This window comes from Longirhabdus pacifica (assembly GCF_004115085.1).
Lineage (GTDB): Bacteria > Bacillota > Bacilli > Paenibacillales > DSM-105158 > Longirhabdus > Longirhabdus pacifica.
Window position 1 is genome coordinate 1 of record NZ_QXJP01000004.1, and the last position, 20,250, is coordinate 20,250.

17 protein-coding genes are annotated in these 20,250 nt (G+C 38.0%); 7 read left to right on the forward strand and 10 right to left on the reverse strand.

The window, feature by feature from the left end; all coding sequences use genetic code 11:
- Window positions 1–202 precede the first annotated feature (202 nt).
- On the forward strand, window positions 203–739 hold the full coding sequence (locus D1Z92_RS03930; RefSeq protein ID WP_128894368.1) for a hypothetical protein: 537 nt from the start codon (window positions 203–205) through the stop codon (window positions 737–739).
- A gap of 139 nt (window positions 740–878) precedes the next feature.
- A complete protein-coding gene (locus tag D1Z92_RS03935) occupies window positions 879–1,328 on the forward strand; it encodes a hypothetical protein (RefSeq protein WP_128894369.1) in 450 nt (149 codons plus the stop codon).
- A gap of 390 nt (window positions 1,329–1,718) precedes the next feature.
- Here D1Z92_RS03935 and D1Z92_RS03940 read toward each other — a convergent pair whose 3' ends face one another.
- From D1Z92_RS03940 to D1Z92_RS03950, 3 genes are all read right to left on the reverse strand, one after another.
- Window positions 1,719–2,513, reverse strand: coding sequence for a carbon-nitrogen family hydrolase (locus D1Z92_RS03940; protein WP_128894370.1), 795 nt, complete (start codon window positions 2,511–2,513; stop codon window positions 1,719–1,721).
- A gap of 61 nt (window positions 2,514–2,574) precedes the next feature.
- Complete coding sequence (locus tag D1Z92_RS03945; RefSeq protein ID WP_128894371.1) at window positions 2,575–3,117, reverse strand: GNAT family N-acetyltransferase; 543 nt, start codon at window positions 3,115–3,117, stop codon at window positions 2,575–2,577.
- A 120-nt stretch (window positions 3,118–3,237) separates the two neighbouring features.
- The gene (locus tag D1Z92_RS03950; protein ID WP_128894556.1) at window positions 3,238–4,095 is read right to left on the reverse strand and encodes a YitT family protein; all 858 of its coding nucleotides are present in this window, start codon (window positions 4,093–4,095) and stop codon (window positions 3,238–3,240) included.
- A 391-nt stretch (window positions 4,096–4,486) separates the two neighbouring features.
- Between D1Z92_RS03950 and D1Z92_RS03955 the strand changes: the two genes are divergently transcribed.
- Both D1Z92_RS03955 and D1Z92_RS03960 read left to right on the forward strand, forming a co-directional pair.
- Window positions 4,487–5,455 (forward strand): ABC transporter ATP-binding protein, encoded by a 969-nt coding sequence (locus D1Z92_RS03955; RefSeq protein WP_240666565.1) that lies wholly within the window; start codon window positions 4,487–4,489, stop codon window positions 5,453–5,455.
- Window positions 5,452–6,564: an ABC transporter permease gene (locus D1Z92_RS03960; protein WP_128894372.1), complete on the forward strand. Its 1,113-nt coding sequence runs from the start codon at window positions 5,452–5,454 to the stop codon at window positions 6,562–6,564. The genes D1Z92_RS03955 and D1Z92_RS03960 overlap by 4 nt, the downstream gene beginning before the upstream one ends.
- A 153-nt stretch (window positions 6,565–6,717) precedes the next feature.
- On the opposite strand, the gene D1Z92_RS03965 is transcribed toward D1Z92_RS03960, so the two are convergent.
- From D1Z92_RS03965 to D1Z92_RS03990, 6 genes are all read right to left on the reverse strand, one after another.
- Window positions 6,718–7,872 carry a bis-aminopropyl spermidine synthase family protein gene (locus tag D1Z92_RS03965; protein WP_128894373.1) on the reverse strand — a complete coding sequence of 385 codons (1,155 nt, stop codon included), beginning with the start codon at window positions 7,870–7,872 and terminating at the stop codon, window positions 6,718–6,720.
- 622 nt (window positions 7,873–8,494) lie between these two features.
- Entirely contained in the window at window positions 8,495–10,213 is a 1,719-nt protein-coding gene (ptsP, locus tag D1Z92_RS03970) for a phosphoenolpyruvate--protein phosphotransferase (protein WP_128894374.1), read from the reverse strand.
- On the reverse strand, window positions 10,210–10,476 hold the full coding sequence (locus D1Z92_RS03975; protein ID WP_128894558.1) for a phosphocarrier protein HPr: 267 nt from the start codon (window positions 10,474–10,476) through the stop codon (window positions 10,210–10,212). The genes ptsP and D1Z92_RS03975 overlap by 4 nt, the downstream gene beginning before the upstream one ends.
- A 242-nt stretch (window positions 10,477–10,718) precedes the next feature.
- Window positions 10,719–12,797: a glucose-specific PTS transporter subunit IIBC gene (ptsG, locus tag D1Z92_RS03980; protein WP_128894375.1), complete on the reverse strand. Its 2,079-nt coding sequence runs from the start codon at window positions 12,795–12,797 to the stop codon at window positions 10,719–10,721.
- A 172-nt stretch (window positions 12,798–12,969) separates the two neighbouring features.
- Window positions 12,970–13,827: a glucose PTS transporter transcription antiterminator GlcT gene (gene glcT / locus D1Z92_RS03985; RefSeq protein WP_240666566.1), complete on the reverse strand. Its 858-nt coding sequence runs from the start codon at window positions 13,825–13,827 to the stop codon at window positions 12,970–12,972.
- A 243-nt stretch (window positions 13,828–14,070) separates the two neighbouring features.
- Window positions 14,071–15,111, reverse strand: a complete 1,041-nt coding sequence (locus D1Z92_RS03990) for an ABC transporter substrate-binding protein (RefSeq protein WP_370741218.1) — start codon at window positions 15,109–15,111, stop codon at window positions 14,071–14,073.
- 213 nt (window positions 15,112–15,324) lie between these two features.
- On the opposite strand from D1Z92_RS03990, the gene D1Z92_RS03995 reads away from it, so the two are divergent.
- The 3 genes from D1Z92_RS03995 to D1Z92_RS04005 all read left to right on the forward strand — a co-directional run bounded on the left by D1Z92_RS03995 (window position 15,325) and on the right by D1Z92_RS04005 (window position 18,086).
- A complete protein-coding gene (locus tag D1Z92_RS03995) occupies window positions 15,325–16,335 on the forward strand; it encodes a FecCD family ABC transporter permease (RefSeq protein WP_128894377.1) in 1,011 nt (336 codons plus the stop codon).
- Window positions 16,332–17,357 carry a FecCD family ABC transporter permease gene (locus tag D1Z92_RS04000; protein WP_128894378.1) on the forward strand — a complete coding sequence of 342 codons (1,026 nt, stop codon included), beginning with the start codon at window positions 16,332–16,334 and terminating at the stop codon, window positions 17,355–17,357. The genes D1Z92_RS03995 and D1Z92_RS04000 overlap by 4 nt, the downstream gene beginning before the upstream one ends.
- A gap of 84 nt (window positions 17,358–17,441) precedes the next feature.
- Complete coding sequence (locus tag D1Z92_RS04005; RefSeq protein WP_128894379.1) at window positions 17,442–18,086, forward strand: pentapeptide repeat-containing protein; 645 nt, start codon at window positions 17,442–17,444, stop codon at window positions 18,084–18,086.
- Between the two features lie 105 nt (window positions 18,087–18,191).
- Here the strand turns inward: D1Z92_RS04005 and D1Z92_RS04010 are convergent, their stop codons facing one another.
- On the reverse strand, window positions 18,192–19,973 hold the full coding sequence (locus D1Z92_RS04010; RefSeq protein WP_128894380.1) for a S8 family serine peptidase: 1,782 nt from the start codon (window positions 19,971–19,973) through the stop codon (window positions 18,192–18,194).
- Window positions 19,974–20,250 lie beyond the last annotated feature (277 nt).

Genomic DNA, 20,250 nt, shown 5'->3' on the forward strand with positions numbered 1-20,250 from the left:
CCACTCTCATAAAGTTTTACCATCTGTTGTTTAAATTCAGGTGTAAATGTTCTTCTTGTTCTTTTGGTCATAGTAGAATTCTCTCCTCTTTATTATTAATTCTAGTCTACTTGACCTTAATTTTTCTGTCTAGCTAAGTGTAGCCGATCCAATCTTTTTAACAAGTTTTGATCATCCAGCAAACATTATAGATCATCAGAACATGAAACTGAATGAAAAAATTGTTCAATTTCAGAATAAATTAAAATTATCTAGTGAACGTATGGAAGAGTTGCAGAGCAAGTTGAAAACTTCAAACGAAAAACAGAAAGAATTACAAAGTCAAATAGAGCTACACCAGCAACAAATACTATATTTGCAAGATATAACACCAGCAAATGAACATGAAATCGTTATCGATCAAAGAATACCGAATGAGGTTATTGAAATATTTAAAAATTATGTAGAAGCAATAAATACAAATAATGTTGAATTAATGGAAGCAACTTTTAGTAATGATCTTAAAGATGAAAGCTACTTTCATTTATTTTCGGGGTTTTCTAAAGAAGATTTTTCACAAAATGAAACACAGTATACGCTGCTTAAACTCGGACAATACAGAAAAATAAATGATCATGCTATAGAAATAGTGGTATTGTTTCAAGAGGGAACTTCAATGGACATAAGAGGTAGTTATTTTTACTTACATCATCTATTAGAAGAAGAGCAATGGAATTGGAAAATAGTAAATAGAGATTAAATCGCAGTTAATTTAATTAGAAAATTCAATTTATTTATGAGATGCTAGTGATATAATACAATAAATTATACTATTTATGTCATTTGCAAAATAACAATATACCATGCAAACAAATTATTATAGGGTGGTACATAAAGAAATGATCAATCATTATAAATACGGTATTTCAATTGTAATTGGGGCAGTATTAATTATAGGATCTCTAGTCTTTTATTTTCAAAATACATACGATGATAAAAAATCATCATACCATGAATTGAATAATGTTGTTCATGAACTAAATTCTAAAGAAAAAATAACATTAAAAATCGTTGGAGGGAATAGTGTTATTGTTCATGAAATTGATAAACTAATAAATATGTTTGAAATAAGTGAGTGGGAAAAATTTCATCAAACCAATTCATCTTTATCGATATTAGCACCGTTTATTATAATGGAGTATGATATTGATACTATACAAACAGAATTATATTTTGATAAGAATTCAAATATTGTAGAAGTCTACTATAATGGACAACGATTTTATTATAAAATAAATAATAGAGTTATTGAAGGATTGGAAGAGTTTATTTTGAGAAAGCAAACATAAAGAAGGGTTAATGCGTGTGCGCAGGGTTTTTCAACAAGCGCTACCTAGCGGATGACATTGACTTGGGGTTCAAACAGGCAGCACAACGTTACTGCTTGAAACTGCTATGTTTTTGCCTGTTCCCAAGGCAAGATCAGGAGCGATCTTCACACACTTCTGCGGCAAGCTTGTTCCTACAGTAGCTCACGCATGCCACCCCCAAATCGCCACAGAGCAAATGCGTGTGCGCCGGGTTTCTCAACAAGCGCTACCTAGCGGATGACATTGACTTGGGGTTCAAACAGGCAGCACAACGTTACTGCTTGAAACCGCTATGTTTTTGCCTGTTCCCAAGGCAAGATCAGGAGCGATCTTCCCACACTTCTGCGGCAAGCTTGTTCCTGCCCAAGCTCACGCATGCTCATACAACGAAGGAACCCGATCATCAAACACACTCATTTTTTTACGCACTTCATCTACCTTGCTCAAATCCAATGTAGTCTGTAAAATAGCTTCCTCTTCACCCGCTTCTGTCACCACTTCCCCCCATGGATCAACAACCATAGAATGTCCGAATGCTGTATCAGATTGAGGATCACTGCCAGCGTTACACGCCACCACGTACATTTGATTTTCAATAGCACGTGCAATGATAAGCGAACGCCAGTGATATAATCTCGACTTAGGCCAATAAGCAGGAACAAACAATACTTTCACTCCACGTAAAGCCAATGTTCTAGCCATTTCAGGAAAACGTAATTCATAGCAAATGTTGATCCCACACATCACATCATCGATACATCCATTCCATAATTGATGACCTGCTTTAAACAGATGCTGTTCACCAGAGTAACTAAACAAATGCGTTTTTACATACTCTCCTATCCTATCGCCTTCACGATTAAAGATGAGGGACGTATTAAACACATCTCCCCCTCTTTTTGCAGCAACCGTTCCTGCAATGACGTGAACACCATAACGTTGACATAGAGAGGAAACAATACGTTCCGTTTGTTGCCCGTGATCGTCCGCAACGTAATATAACTGTTTTGGTGGCAAATACCCTGTATTCCACAGTTCATTTGTAATAATGACATCTGGTTTTACTTGCTGCTTCATCGCCTCTTCAAGACGTTGAGCCATCACCTCATAGTTAGATATTGGATCATCGCTATTGATAGCCAATTGAATCATCGCAACGTTCATGTCTTCCTCCTTGTGAATCGATGGTGATGTGCCACTTCCAGCATCCACTTTTAGCATAACATCATGTAGTGTAGTCTTCCGCCAATATTCCGTAATAGGCTAAATCATAAAATTGTCCATCTCTACTTACGTGCTTTTTCAATGTCCCTTCATACTTTAGACCAGCGTTTTGCAGTACTTTTTGTGAAGCTTCATTATGCACATATGCCGTGCCATAAACTTTGTTCAACTTCAGATCTTCCAACCCAAACTGCACTAATCTTTTTGCCGCTTCTGTCCCAAAGCCATTCCTCCAATAAGGTTTGCCAATCCAGTAAGCTAGTTCCCCTCTACTATAATTTGTACTTGCATTAAGATGAGTAGCTCCAATGAATGTATTCGTATTTTTGTCAACAATAGCAAACTCATATATTCCCTTCTCCGCTAACGACTGGTGTAATTGTATCCATTGCAATGCTGCTCCTTGAGGATAAGGATGTGGTACATTTAACGTCATTTCTGCAATCTCTTTTTCACAAGCTAATTGTTGTACCATATCTGCATCTTCTATTTCGCATGGTCTTAATATTAATCGGTCTGACTCTAGAGTAGGAATATGTATCATTTTTTTCTCCTCCAATAATTTCTTCTACCTGTCACGATTACTTTGACTCATGTTACCACATCATACACATATACATTCATATCCTCACTTGCTTCGTACATTTCCACATACATTGTGTGTTTAATGTATATCTCTTTTCTTGAATCTTCCACCTTTGACATCATGGATACTGCCAACAGCTAAAAAGGCAGCAGGATCTAATTCTTCTACGATAGATTTTAACTTGGCTTCTTCCAAACGAGTAATCACCGTAAAAATCACTTTTTTCTGATCGTGTGAAAAGCCACCTTCACCGTTCAAATACGTTACGCCCCTACCTAAACGCTGTAATAGTGCATCCCCGATTTCAGTATAATTGTCACTAATGATCCAAACAGACTTCGACTCATCGAAACCTTCAATGGTGATATCAATCATTTTAAAAGCGATAAAATAAGCAATCAACGAATACATCGCTTCATTCCAACCGAATACAAAACCAGCCGTCCCTAAAATAAATAAGTTAAAAAACATCACGACTTCGCCAACAGAAAAAGGAAGTTTTTTACTGAATAAAATAGCAACGATCTCCGTGCCATCTAACGAACCACCTGAACGAATGACAAGTCCAACACCGATACCAAGTACAACACCACCAAACACTGCTGCTAGCAAAGGGTCTTTTGTCAGTCCTTCATCTGCAAAATGAATGGAATGAAGAAAAAAAGTACCGAGTGACATCGTACTAACGCCGATGAGGGTAAAAATAGCAAACGTCTTACCAATTTGCTTATACCCCAAAAACAAAAATGGCAAGTTAAAAATAAACAAAAACAAGCCTAACGGTAAATCTGCTAAATAAGAAGTAATAAGCGATACCCCTACGATTCCACCATCGATGATATCGTTTGGAACGAAAAATGTTTCTAGCGAAATAGAAACAAGTATGGAACCCAGTAAAATAAGTAATAATCGATTCACGCGTTGACCTATAGACATTTTTTGATGCTGTTGCTGTACGTTTTTTAACAATTCATGATTTTCAGACTGTGTAGGTTCTTGCTGTTCATTATGTTCTGTCAATCCTATATCCCCCTCCTATTTTTCCCTATATTGTCCGATCTTTCTGTAATTTCTGTCCCCATCTTTAAAATGTATAAGAAATTACAACATATTGCAAAAATACGCAACTTAACATGTGTTTTTATTATATGTCAGCAAAGCCTACATCGTAAAGCACATTATGAGCTGCTATGAAAAATAAACTTTTTATTTATATTTTTTAGTTTCAGAGATATCATTCCAATAAAAGAAAAATGTATTTTTTTTATTCACAGATTACAGTAAAGAGGTATAATGTAAACATGAAAAGCAAGGAGGGGAAGTCTGTATGCGTAGTGAAATGAAAGATACAAATGAGCCTGTAATCAAAGTACATAAACTATTAAAACGATACGATACATTTACGGCGGTAAATGAAATTCAATTCGACGTGCATCACGGGGAAGTATTTGGTTTATTAGGACCGAATGGAGCAGGAAAAACAACAACCATCGAAATGATAGAAGGCTTACGCAAACCTGATGGAGGCCATGCTGTTGTTGGCGGGTATGACACACAGAAACAATTGAACAAAGTAAAAGAGGTCATAGGTGTACAATTACAATCCACATCTTTATTTGAACTATTGACCGTCAAAGAAATTGTCGTCATGTATGCTAGTTTCTACGCTCACTCTGTGCCAGTGGACCCATTACTAGAAAGTGTGAATTTAAAAGAAAAGATGTCCACACACGTGAAAAATTTATCTGGTGGACAAAAACAAAGATTGGCGATTGCACTTGCATTAGTGAATGACCCACTTGTTGTCTTCTTAGATGAACCGACAACGGGCTTAGACCCGCAAGCGAGAAGATCACTGTGGGACATTATATTGAGATTGAAAGACCAAGGTAAAACGATTGTCTTATCTACCCACTATATGGACGAAGCACACATTTTGTGTGACCGAATTTGCCTCATGGATCAAGGCAACATTATTGCTTTAGATACTCCAGACGCTCTCATTAAAAATTTACAATCGCAAAATGCAATAGAATTTAATCTTCCACATTTACATACGCTGGATGAGCAACAAGTTAAAACAGTAGAAAATGAATTAAAATCTATTCCATCTGTAGAAAATGTAGAGCACCACAAAGATAAGATCGTTTTATTCACCGATCACTTACAAGTAACGTTAACGTCCTTTATACAATATGTAGAAACACAAAAGTGGGAAGTTCACGATTTGAAGACGAGAACGGCGACACTAGAAGATGTATTTATACAGATGACAGGAAAGGGGCTAGATGAATGAGAGGCTACGGACAGCTAGTTTTAGCTCAGTTTCGCTTGTTTTTGCGCAATAAACAGATGCTTTTTTGGTCGTTAATGTTTCCTATCTTTTTGATGACGGTAATTGGTTTTGCCTTTAATGGAGAAGAAAGTATTACATTTAAAGGGATCATCATTGATGAAGATCAATCTGCTTTATCCAATCAGCTGAGCTCACTTTTTCTAGAAGAAGAAGTCACCAACTTTGCATTATCCGAAGATAAAGAGCAGGCACTCACAGATTTAGAAAACGGGGATATCTCCTTTGTCTTCGTTATTCCAGAACAATTTGAATCGTTAATAGAGCAGCAAGATACAGAGAATAAACCGAAAACCGTTTTATATTACGATCAAACGAACCAAATGATTAGTAACATCGCCATCCCGATTATCGAAAATAACTTTGTCGATCAGATGAGCCAAGAAATTGCTTCCTATGAGCCCGTCATTCAGTTTGAAGCTCAAGGCGTTCAAGCACTAGACTTACAATATTTTGACTTTCTCGTCCCTGGGATCGTTGCGATGATGATTATGACCAACAACTTGAATGGTTCCGCTGGACAAATTTCTTCTTGGAGAGAACGGGGCATTCTTCGTCGTATGCAATCCACCACGCTTCATGCCTCCAGCTTTATTTCAGCACAAATTACAGCAAGATTAGTTTTAAACGCGTTTCAAGTTCTCATTGTTATTTTAATTGGAAATCTGTTATTCGGTGTACAAGTGAACGGCTCTTGGCTGCTGCTACTTACGTTTATTTTACTAGGAACGTTAACGTTTATGTCTATTGGATTTATCATTGCAGGATTGGCTAAAAACCCTGAAAGTGCTGGACCGATTTCTGGTTTCATCGCGTTCCCTATGCTCTTTTTAGGTGGAGTGTTTTTCCCATTAGACAATATGCCTGAATTTTTACAACCCATTCTAGAAACGGTACCGATTGCACCATTGTCTACCGCCATGAGACAAGTCATGAATGTAGGAGCTGGTTTATCTGACCTTTGGCTTCCTGCCCTTTATTTAGTGTTATGGCTCCTTGCTTCCTTTATTGTCGCTAGTCTTACTTTCAAATGGGATGATGGGGTCAAATAGAAAATCGAAGTGCATACCAAAAAATTAAGCAAAAAGGGGCTTTAAAAGCCCCTTTCCTACCTTCCTTACTCACTGTTGTTTTGACTGTTACTTCATTGGTTTCTATTCCAGATCAACAACTGTATTCCACTTAAAAACCGTATTGGTTATCCTTCACCGTTTAGCAATCATCTCAAATGTATGCTGTCCGCAATGTGCACAGCCTTTATGTTTTAATTGCTCTATAGTTGCTATATCCCCTTGCACACCTACATGCACTTCACTGGCGCATTGTTTACACCGATACGTACGCAGCGATTGTTTCACCTCGCCCGTGTATATGGCATCCGTAAATAACCCCGTATACTCCGCCTCCGTTTGATCTGTTGTCCGAAGAATAAACATTTGACTTCGGTTTGCAATCATTTCTGCCCCTTCATACGCATTGAAACGTGGATAATTGGCACTAACAGTAAGGCCCATACGTACAAATTTGTGCTGCATTGCCAACATAAATTCAGGTGATTTATGCGCAAAGGATAGAAAAATAGGTATCCCCTTTTCCTTCTGTAAAGCTTGAATACCTCGTGACAGAAACAAGCTCATTCCATCCAATGTATATGGAGGATCGGTAAACACTGTATCAAACTGCCGATGTAATGAATGAGGAAGCGAATTTCTCAAATCTAGTGAATGACACTGGATAGGTAATCCACGTTGCGCTGCTACTTGCTCGATGAATTGTAAAAAACGTTCATCTATATCCATAACATGCACTTTTGTAGTGTGATGACCTTTCGGGAATAACTGCTGTAATAAAAGACCAATGGAAACACTTACTAAATCATCATCCCCCACACATACTATCTTTTTTCCAATCAATGCGTGGTGTTTCAAACAAAGTATAGCGCGGCGCAAGCTTGTTTCTGCCGTACACTTGGATTGATCGATTTGAACATTTACCTCGGGACGTTGTGAAAACAGCGATTCCAACGTAGCTAAAACATGTTTCGTTGCTTCCTTCCAAGCTGTCTCATGCAGTAATTGCTTAAACAAAGAACGATTCATACCTTCATATCCCCACTCTTGTTCAATCCAAGCTGCACCATCTTGTGTGCAACGAACTCCCCTATCTTGTACCAGTGCTCCCACTTTAATTAATTCCCTTTTCATTGCCGCAGTAATTGGCGTTGGCAAAAGCGTCCTCCTTGCTAATGCTTTCGTCGAAATACCTGGACTTAAATAACATTCAAGAAGTAACTGCTCAATGACACCTTTTCCTTCTTCTAACTCAATATTTTTTCTTGCTTGTTCAACATAAGATTTCAATCCTAAAACCCCCATTATTATATTTATCCTGAAATATGCATTCTTTTCCTTTTTTACAAGCAACATTTAATGTATGACATTCAATCATCCCAATCATCACCATCACATCCTTAATAAAATTAAAAAAACAAAAAAAGACAGGAATGAACGTGTCATCCCTGCCCTTTATAGATCATCCTAAATACCCAGTACATAAAAAAAACCGCGCTGAACTTACAGCACGGATATAGGTACAAAAATATTAGAATCCCGTAAAGTTTTGATGATATCCGTTGTTCTTAACTAAATCTGAAGCTTACGAAACGGCACACTAAAATAAACAATGGTAAAAAGGCCATTGTTCACGATAATAGACGCATTCTAATGAATAGATACTGTCAAAACAAAACGTCTACAAACCATCTAGCGTGAAAGCTTCAAATATAAAATTGGGTTAGTTAAGAACGACCTCAAACATCAAAATCTCTCCTTATTAATAGAGTTAAGTATAGTGTAGCAAGCATCGCAAATAAAGTCAACGTATACGTACGCATGTATCATCTGAAATAAAAAGAAGCTGTTCCAGCCACTGTAGGCTTATAAGCCACAGTAGGCATAGAACAGCTTCATCTTTCATGCAGTATTAGTTCACTGCATACGTTTCTTTTGCGAAGTCAATTACTTTTTCCGCTGTATCCATTGCTAGCAATTCCGCTTTGTGAGAAGCTGCATGCGCTTTGGATAAATGCTTCAATTGCGTACGAGCAGGTAGAATAGAAGAAGCGCTCATGGAGAACTCGTCTAATCCTAGTCCAAGTAGTAGTGGGATCGCAACTTTGTCGCCTGCCATCTCACCACACATGCCAACCCATCTTCCTTGTTGATGTGCAGCATCAATGACCATAGAAACGAGACGTAAAATTGCAGGATTATAAGGCTGATATAAGTATGAAACACGTTCGTTCATGCGATCTGCTGCCATCGTGTATTGGATAAGATCGTTCGTACCAATACTAAAGAAGTCTACTACTTTTGCAAATTGGTCTGCTAGTACCGCAGCGGAAGGAATTTCTACCATCATTCCTATTTCGATATCTTCCGCTACTTCGATGTTTTCTTGGATTAACTTTTGTTTTTCTTCCATTAATATACTTTTTGCTTCATTAAACTCATCTACCGTTGCAATCATCGGGAACATAATTTTTAAGTTTCCAAACGTACTTGCACGTAATAATGCTCTTAATTGCGTGCGGAAAATATCTTGTTGTTCCAAGCAAAGTCGAATGGCTCTAAATCCTAAAAATGGATTTAATTCATGCGGTAATTTTAAGTAAGGAAGTTCTTTATCTCCACCAATGTCTAGCGTACGAACAACGACTGGTTTCCCTTCCATTTTCTCTAATACCGTCTTGTAAGCGTCAAATTGCTCTTCTTCTGTTGGAAGCTTATCTCTTTCCATGTATAGAAACTCAGTACGATACAGTCCGATACCTTCTGCACCGTTTTCCAACACTTTTTCCACATCTTCCGGTTTACCAATGTTTGCAGCTAATTCCACATGGTGACCATCTTCGGTTACCGTCGCTTCATTTACAAGCTTACTCCATTCTTCACGTTGTAACACGTATTGCTCATGTTTTTGCTTGTATTCAATTAGCTGCTTTTCTGTAGGATCAATGATTAGCTTTCCAGTGAAACCATCTACGATGAGTATCATGCCATTTTGTATTTCACTCGTTGCTTGCTTCGTTCCTACCACCGCTGGTATTTCCATGGAGCGCGCCATAATCGCAGAGTGAGAAGTTCTACCACCAATATTCGTAGTAAAACCTTTCACATACTGCCCGTTTAATTGGGCAGTATCCGAAGGTGTTAAATCCTCAGCAACGACAATAACTTCCTCAGAAATTAAGCTTAAGTTTGGTAACGGTACAGATAATAAATGTGAAATGACACGTTTGGATACATCTTTAATATCCGCTGCTCTTTCTTTCATGTATTCATTATCCATCGCTTCAAACATGGCGATAAACATATCTGCTTTTTCTTTCAACGCATATTCTGCGCAAATGCTATTGTTTTCGATGTCTGCTTTCACCGGCTCAATGAATTCAGGGTCTTGAAGTACGAGTAAATGTGCTGAAAAAATAGCTGCTTTTTCTTCACCTAAACGAACTCTCGCTGTATCCCTAATTTGCTCTAATTCACTTTTTGCTTGGTTTAAAGCATCGTCCAATTTTTTTAATTCTTGTTGCTTGTCAGACACGGTTTTATTCTCAATGATAAATTCTGGTTCCTTTAGGCTATATGCTTTAGCTATAGCAATACCATCGGAAGCTCCAATTCCATTAAGCTCAATCATGCTCCGAGTCCTTCTTTGCTCATTAATTCCACGATAGCATCTAACGCTTCTTGTTCGTCATCTCCATCAACATGAAACGTAACACTTGCACCTTGGCCAATGCCTAAAGACATCACACCCATAATGGATTTTAAGTTTACTTTTTTACCGTTAAATTCTAAGTCAATGTTGGATGTAAAAGAAGACGCCTTGTTGACGAGCAACGTAGCAGGACGTGCATGGATTCCAGATTCACTTGTAATGTTGATTGTTTTTTGTAGCATGGGTATTTCCCCTTTCTCTCCTATACGATGTTGTTTTGTATTTTTGTTATCTTTTGCTATATAGGTAGAATTCATTCGCTATTCCCCTATATAAAGAGATCTTAAAATGAAGTTTAGTGGAGATGGTCTTTTCCCTCCTATCACGAAAAAGAAAACAAAACACATCTCCCCTGACTTCATCTACATATCATAAAATGTTAAGCCCTATGAAGTAAAGCACATTGGCTTTGACAATATATGCCTTAACGAATTGTTCCTATTTTATCTCCAATTTTTACCTTACCACTTGCTTCAATTTGTACTTTTTCTTCATCACTCAAATTTGTGAACACAACAGGTGTAATGATAGAAGGTACTTTATCTTTGATTTGTTCTAGGTTGACTTTCATCAAGGTTTGTCCTTGTTTTACTTTGTCACCTTCTGATACTAACGTTTCAAAACCTTCCCCTTTGAGGTTAACCGTATTAATACCAAAGTGGATGATCATTTCTTTACCGCAAGTTGAGCGAAGACCAATCGCATGTTTCGTAGGGAATACATTTACGATTTCTGCATCCGTTGGTGCTGCTACATGACCTTCATGAGGCATGATCGCAAATCCATCACCCATCATTTTTTGTGCAAATACTTCATCAGGTACTTCACTGATCGGAAGTACTTCCCCGTTGATAGGTGCGAAAATAGTCAATGACTTGTTACTTGTTTTTTCATTTGCTTTTGGTACAGCTTGCTCTTTTGCTGCATTTTCTTTTTTCGGTTTAGAAACTGCTCTTCCTGCCATAATTTCTTGCATTTGTGTTTTCAAGTTTTCAGAACGTGGACCGAAAATAGCTTGGATGCTTTCTCCAACTTCTAACACACCAGACGCACCAAGTTGTTTTAGGTATGCTTTATCTACAAGTTTTGCATCTTTTACGTTTACACGTAAACGAGTAATACATGCATCAAGGTTGTCGATGTTTTCTTTATCTCCAAGTGCTTTTAAAATATTTGCAGGAAGTTCATCTGCTGAAGTCGCTGTAACGTTAGCATTGTTCTCCGCTTCTTTATCTTCCCTACCTGGCGTTTTAAGATTGAATTTGCGAATCGCAAAACGGAAACCAAAGTAGTAAATGACAGCGAACACTAAACCAACTGGAATAACGAGCCACCAATCCGTACGGTTAGGCATAACCCCGAAGAAAATGTAGTCAATAATTCCTCCAGAGAATGTCATACCAATTTTTACATTAAGTATGTGCATCACCATAAAGGATAAACCTGCAAAAATAGTATGGATAACAAATAATATAGGAGCTACGAATAAAAAGCTGAATTCAATTGGTTCTGTAATCCCTGTTAAAAAGGACGTTAATGCTGCTGATCCCATAATACCTGCAACTATCTTTTTATGCTGCGGTTTCGCCTCATGATAAATCGCTAATGCCGCCGCAGGAAGACCGAACATCATGAACGGGAATTTACCTGTCATGAACGTACCAGCTGTGAATTCTACTCCATCTTTCATTTGTGCAAAGAAGATAGCTTGGTCACCACGTACGATTTCTCCTGCTGCATTCGTATAGGAACCAAACTCAAACCAGAATGGGTTATAGAAAATATGATGCAACCCAAAAGGAATCAACGCACGTTCAATAACACCAAAAATAAATGCTGATAGCGTCAAGTTTTGTTGTAATAGTCCCTCTGAGAAAGCGTTTAACCCAGATTGGATTGGTGGCCAAATGAAGTACATCAACACACCTAATAGCACAGCAGAACCTGCGGTAACAATAGGTACAAACCTTTTTCCCGCAAAAAATCCTAAGTACTGCGGAAGCTCAATATTGTAAAATTTATTGAACAAGTATGCAGCTATAATCCCGACGATAATACCACCGAAAACCCCTGTCTGCAAGGTGGGTATTCCTAGTATATTCGCAAATTCCGGATGCCCTTCGGCAAAGAATTGTGCCCGTTCTACCGAGTCTGCAGGAATTTTATCTAATGAAATTAAAATTTGGCTCATCGTGACATTCATAATTAAATATCCAACGATAGCCGCTAAACCTGCTACCCCATCCCCTTTTGCTAAGCCAATGGCAACCCCTACTGCAAAGAGTAGTGGTAAGTTACCAAACACGATGCCTCCAGCTTGTTCCATGACACTTGCAATAAGTACAAATACATCGCTAGTTAAAAAAGTAAGATTGTCTGTCAACTGTGGATTTTGTAACGCATTACCTAATGCGAGCAAAATACCTGCTGCTGGTAGAATTGCTACGGGTAACATCAGAGAACGACCCACTTTTTGCAAAACACCGAATGACTGTTTTAACATAATCATTTCCTCCTTGATTCATTTTGTTTTACTTTTCCCAAAAACCCAAAAAAAGATCAGTCCATAGTTAAAATAATGGGTAACGCTTACATGAAACAAAAAAGGCACGAGCAAAATAAGTGTGCTTTCGCACCCTTATCTACTCATGCCTGATCGTATCAGTAACACGTAGTTATAGTGATGATGTTTTATTGGATAATCGCAATAAATGCATTGTTAAATATACCACTTCTGCTTCAAAAACAGGTTTTTTCAAAAACTGTTCCATTACTTTAACCATCTTCCAAGCAGTATTATAACATAGCGGATACTCATTTTTCAACAAGATCTTTAACTTGTCTGGTTCATTTACTTGTTCCGCATTTTTAGCACGATCCACAGTATAGTACAAATGGCGAATGAGTCGAACATAGTGAATGCTGTTGCGATCCACTTTAAATTTAAATTCTTTCTCCACAATTTGAATCAACCTAGAGATGAGTTCGGAGTGCTGATTAATTTCTGATAACGGCTTATTCGTTACAGCACTGTGAATATGTAAAGCAATAAAGCCGATCTCCCCTTCAGGAAATGTAATTTCTAATGTATTGTTCAATAAAGTGATCACATCGGATGCTACTTCGTATTCTTTTGGATATAATAATTTCGTTTCTTGTAAAAATGGATTTTTAATGCCCATCCCTTGTTGTAACCGCTTTATAGCAAATGAAATGTGATCGGTTAGTGATATATGAATATGTTCACTTAATGACACCGACATCTTACTAGAAATAAGATCTATGATGTCATTCATCACTTCTATCATTTTTTCATCGATAAAAGGCAAAAGTTTTTTGTATTGCTCTTGTTGCTTAGCATTCGTTAACGCAAACATTTTTTCCACTGTAGACTGGGGTATTGGGTCTCCTTTTTTCTTTGCAAAGCCAATACCGTTGCCTATAAGGACAACTTCAGAAAATTTTTCGTGTTCTGCAATGATTACGTTATTGTTGAGTATTTTTTTCACTTTCACTTGTTTATGAGTTGTCACAAGGTCCGAGCTCCTTTATAAACAAAAAATGTTCATCACAAGCATACACGTATTTATTACTTAGGTAAATGGAAAAGTTTTCATGAATGAAACCATTCTATACAATGTCTCAATACTCAGCTATATTTTGTCAGTAAAGCGTCATCTATAAACATGCAAAAAATCAGATGAAGACAGTGCCTCACCTGATTACAAACTCTCATATGATTGCTATGTTTCCTTAAATATTCACATTATAGATCATTAATTTAGTTCAATGTCGTAAAATGTATACAATTCATCTAACATTTCATTCGCAGCAAGAACGCCACCAGCAGTGTTCCAAATCGCATCACTCACTTTATAAGCATTGCCTGCTTTTACTACTTCTAAGTTGTTCCATAAAGGATCTGCAAGCCACTCTGCTTCTGTCTGATTTCCTGTTCCGTCTCCAGCATCATACGTAAAGTAAAACAACATTTCAGCATCCATATTTGGGATACTTTCTTTCGATACTTCTACCATAAAGTCATCGACATCTTGTGAAGCTGGACGCGCAAAACCGATTTGTTCTAATATCACACCAGAAAAAGATTGTTTTTGATACATACGAGCTGTGCCAGGTAAAAATCGAACAATAGACACTTCTTTGTCTAATTGGTCTCCCGCTTTACTCTTGAAGTCCTCTATACGCTCAAAATAAGCTGCAATGACTTCTTCTCCCATTTCTTTTTGACCTACTGCTTCAGCATAAAGTGCTAAGTTATCTTGCCAATCTCCTTTTAGCTTTTCAGAAAAAACAGTCGGTGCAATCTCACTTAATTGATCGTAAATTTTTTCTTGTCTTTGTTTATTTCCGATAATAAGATCAGGCTGTAATGCAATAATATCTTCTATAGAAGGTTCTGATTCTAAACCAACGTTAACAACCCCGTCCATTTCCTCTTCAATATGTGCATACCAAGGATCTCCTAACCAAGATCGAACTGCACCAACAGGTTTTATTCCCATCGCTAGCAACGCTTCTGTTCCTTCGTTTGTTAATATGACAATACGCTGTGGTTGCCCTTGGATATCTGTTGTACCCATCGCATGCGTGATACTATAAGATTCGGCTTCGGATTCTGTCATTTCAGTTTCCTCTTCCACTGCTGTTTCTTCATTTTCTGTAGATGCCGCTTCTTCACTTTCTGTAGCTGCTGCTTTGTCCTCTTCTTTATTATCTTCCCCTTGTCCGCAAGCAGAAAGAACAAGCATGACACTCATAAGCAATGTAAAAAGCAATACTGCCTTATTACGCTTCAATAAATTCATATTCTCAAACCCCTTTTTATGTAGTATAATTAATTGAAAATGATTATCATTCACGATAACCATCATAATGTGAATGTCTCAAGATTGTCAAGCATTTTTCTATCGTTTTATGTAAAAATGTTTATATTACACCTTTTTTAATGAATAGTGTTATTTTTTCAATACATTACTATGGTATATCTGAGGAAGGAATTACATTCATCTATGAAAGTTCTGTTCAATACCGCAACAAAAAGAAGTTTTGGTTTGGTTATGTTATTGGTATTTTTAAGTTTACTATTTATCATGAGCATGAAGCTCGGTGTACATCACACAACGTGGAAAAACATCATTTCCACGTTTACACAGTTCAACAACTCGAATGAACATATTATTATTCGCGATGTACGATTTCCACGTTCTTTGATCGCCATTGCTGTAGGAGCAAGTTTAGGAATAGCAGGTGCGCTACTGCAAGTACTGACTCGCAATCCCCTTGCGGATACGGGTATACTGGGCATTAACGGCGGGGCTTCCCTGTTCGTCGTGATGGCTACAACATTATTTTCTGTAAGCTCTTTAACACAATATACATGGATCGCATTTCTTGGTGCCGCTGTGTTTGGCAGTATCGTTTATGTGCTTGGTCAAACGACAAAGTCGGAACATTCCCCTATTCGACTCACTTTAGCAGGTGCAGCTATTGCTGCATTTACGATGTCGTTAACGAATGCTTTTCTTGTCATTGATGAAAGTGGTTTGCAGGAAGTGCTACTATGGGTGTCTGGTTCGATTGCAGGTAGAGAGATGGACATGCTGCTGAATATTTTACCTTATATGGTCATTGGATGGGTTGGTTCTATTTTGATTGCAACGAAGATGGATGCTTTAATGTTAGGGGAGAATATAGCGAAAAGTCTTGGTCAAAATACGATTTGGGTCAAAGCTACAATGGGAGTACTCGTGATTTTACTAGCAGGAAGTGCTGTGGCTATCGCAGGACCTGTTGCATTTGTAGGTTTAGTCATTCCACATATCGCTAAATACATGGTAGGATTACATTCGCGCTGGATTATCCTCTACAGCGGTGTACTAGGAGGTTGTCTATTACTTATTTCCGACTTGTTCTCCCGTCTCATTGCAATGCCAAGAGAACTGCCTATTGGTGCCACCACCGCTTTAATCGGTGTCCCTGTGTTTGTCTATATTGCACGTAAAGGAAAATATACTTCATGAAAAAAAATATTACAGTACGAACTACCAACATGTCATTTCAATTTGAAAAGCGGACGATATGTTTAACGATGTTTTTAACGATACTAGGCATGGTTGTATTTTTTCTCAGTCTATCGTTAGGGAAAACGTTTGATCCATGGGCAGTATTACGTGTTATTTTTGGACAAGGCAGCAAGACAGAGTACCTTTTAATTGTGCAATATCGTATGCCCCGTGTCATTATTGCCGTCATGATTGGCGCTGCACTCGCTGTTTCTGGTGCGATTTTACAAGGCATGATTAAAAATCCACTTGCTTCTCCTAATGTCGTCGGCATTACAGGTGGAGCTTCCGCAGCAGCCATTACTTGGATTACGGTGTTTCCTGCATTAAGCATTCAATACTTGCCTTTCGCAGCCTTTGCGGGGGCGATGCTCAACGCTACTATCATTTATTTGTTAGCATGGAAAAATGGTATGTCTCCCCTTCGCTTAGTGATCATCGGTATCGGCATGGCCGCCTTTACCACCGCACTCACATCTATGATGATTGTGCTAGGACCGACCTATGTTGCAAATAAAGCCATGATCTGGTTGACAGGAAGTATATACGGGGCAAGCTGGGCACAAATTACGGTGTACCTCCCTTGGATTGTTATTTTTTTACCAGCCAGCTTTATTTTATTACGCAGCTTAAATGTAGCACAAATCAACGATGATATCGCCATTGGGGTAGGTAGTCCGTTAGCAAAACAACGTGTTATCTTTTTAATAATTGCCGTTGCATTAGCAGGTTCCGCCGTAGCCATCGGTGGTGCAATTACGTTCGTCGGTCTGATGGCCCCGCATATTGCTAGAAAATTAGTAGGACCTTCGTTTGGTGGTGTGTTTCCTATCTCTGCTTTATTGGGAGCTATCATCGTCATGATAGCAGATCTTATCGGAAGAACTGCCTTTCAACCACTAAGCATTCCTGTAGGCGTGTTTACAGCAGCAATTGGCGCACCTTTTTTTATTTACTTATTGTTAAAAAACAAATCTTAACATCCAATTTTGTGATTACACAGTAATATGCAATACAAAGAGGAGTGAGAGAGTATACATAACACTAAGACGAAAACGAATAAAATGAAGAAGTTGCAGCCACCTAAAATCCCATCCACGCTGACACCCTGTTCTTTGCAAGATGATACGCTGCAACATGAAGCTTACGTAGAATGTAGTATCATCGAAGAAGAGACTATTTCACATCTGGAATTGGAAAACATGGTGTTTGAACAATGTATATTTAGAAATGTCACATTTGAAGAAGTTCGTTTGTCCAACGTAGAATTTACCGATGTCATCTTTGATCATTGTGATCTATCTAACATCGATCTTAGCCATAGTATGTTGCATAGAGTACAGTGGAATCATTGTAAGTTAGTCGGATTAAATTTAGCAATGTCGACGATAGCAAATACTACGTTTGCTCATTGTTTAGCTGACTACGCTGCATTCGGCATGTCTCGGATGAAACAAAATAGTTTCCACCAATGTTCACTTACTCATTCGGATTTCTATGAAGCGAAGTTCAAGCAAGTACAGTTCGACACCTGCAACATCCATCATACTAACCTAGCTAAAGTCACGTTGGATGCGATAGATTTAAGTACTTGTTCCTTCGAACATATCACTGTTTCATTGGAGAAACTGCAAGGATGCATCATTTCTCCTACACAAGCTATCGCTTTTGCCAAAACGTTAGGACTTGTCATCCATGAGGATACATAAAAAATCACTTATAAGCGATAACATATAACCGCTTATAAGTGATTTGCTTCTAGTTAACATAAGGGATTGAATATCAATATTACTTTACAATGTTAACACTCTGTATTAGTCAATCACTTCCTCTGTCGTAATAGATGAGCTATCTACCTTCTCAATTTTCACATCGTCTACACCAGCTTCTACTAAACTTGGTGTACCATTATCCGCCGCTTCAAATAGCAAATAAATAGTTTCCCCTTTATAACTGGAAAGGTCTATCGTTTGCGTACTCCACGCAGCATCCTGATCAGATCCTGCACCAAGCTCTTCAAACAATTTTACTTTCGTACCATCAGATTGCACTAAGCTAAAGCGGAAGAAGTCATCTGATCCACTATTAGAATAATGTCCAAAATAGTAGTTGAAAGATACGCTCAATGATCCATCACTAGGTAAAGTAATCGCAGGAGACTTAGCAGAAGTAACTCCACTATCAATGTCATTTACACCTGCGGAACTCCCCCTTGTTGCTCCTGTAACAAGATCATAGCTACCACTCGTTGTTACACCTAATTGCTTTGGACCAAAGTAATCATTTGCACTTGGAATAGCTCTTTCAAACATACCTGTAGTGGCTGTATCTGTTCCATCTGCATCCATACCCCAACCATTTTCGGATTCGAAGTCATCTTCAAATACAATTGTTGGATCAGGACCTGGGCCTCCGCCCCCATCATCATCTTTTACTGCTTCATATGCGTTAATTCTTCCATGTGTCCAATACTGACCAGTTCCAGCAATTTTATCTGCTGTCCCTTCTAATTTTGCACGTATTTCCTCATGCGTTAATCCTTGTCCAGCTAATAGAGCAGCAACACCTGCAGTGTGTGGAGTAGCCATGGAAGTACCACTATAGGAAACATATCCTCCACCTAGTTGTGTAGAAATGACATTGACACCAGGAGCTGCTACATCTACCCAGTCACCATAGGTAGAGAAATAGGCAATCTGATCATTTGCATCTGTTGCAGCAACCGCAATGGACTTTTCATAGTAAGCAGGATAAGAAGGACGAGTGCTTGGCGTATTACCTGCAGCAGCAACGACGACAACGCCTTTATTCCAAGCATAGTTCACAGCATCTTCCACTGCACTGGAAGGAGAGGAACCACCAAGACTTAGGTTAATAATATCTGCTCCATTATCGGCAGCATATACGATACCTTGAGAAACACCTAAGTTACTTCCACTACCGCTGCTATTCAACACGCGAACGGATAAAATTTTAGCATTTGGAGCCGTACCTGCTACCCCAATGCCATTATTCGTTAATGCAGCAACGGTACCTGAAACATGCGTTCCATGACCTTGCTCATCGTATGGATCATTATCGTTGTCAATAAAATCGTAGCCAGGTACTACTTTTCCTATTAAATCTGGATGATCGTCTTGCACCCCTGTATCAATGACTGCAACGAGCACTGAACTATCACTTTGCGTAATATCCCATGCTTGTTCTGCGTTCATCATTTGAGGGCCATATTGATTGCTGCTGTACAACGGATCATTTGGTGTAAACAGTGCCTTATACTCTACGATAGGCTCTGCATACTCTACATTTTCCATGTTCTGAAACGAAGCTAATCCTTCTTGCAACGTTTGATCCTCTAATTCAATGACGTCAATACCTAGTTGCTCGTTCGTCATAATGACTTGTGACTTAATTTCATCCAATGCTTCCATCTTGAGGAGTTGTGATGTACTCTCCTTAAATTTTACTATAATTTGATTTTCTGATAGAATCGAAGATCCTTCAAAATCCATCAAATCATCAGCTTGAGCAGGCATACCTTGCAATGAAAAAATAAGAGCTAAAGCGGAAATTATCGACAAGCAACGTTTAAACATAAACCTATCCCTCCTAAATTTTAATAGATAAAGTTTCATCGTAACCTGCAAAGTAATCATGAGCTGATGATTCAATCCCTTATGTTTATTTTACATAATTATTAGTTAATTGTAAATAAATATGTAAAAATATTAAAATATTAATTTTTTTAGATTATTATATGTAAAAGATAAATCTGTATCCATTAGCTAGATTACTATACTATAGTAATCCATATCATTATCTCGAAAAGTTAAATTTTCAAATATTTATTTTATACTCATTAAAAATAAAAGC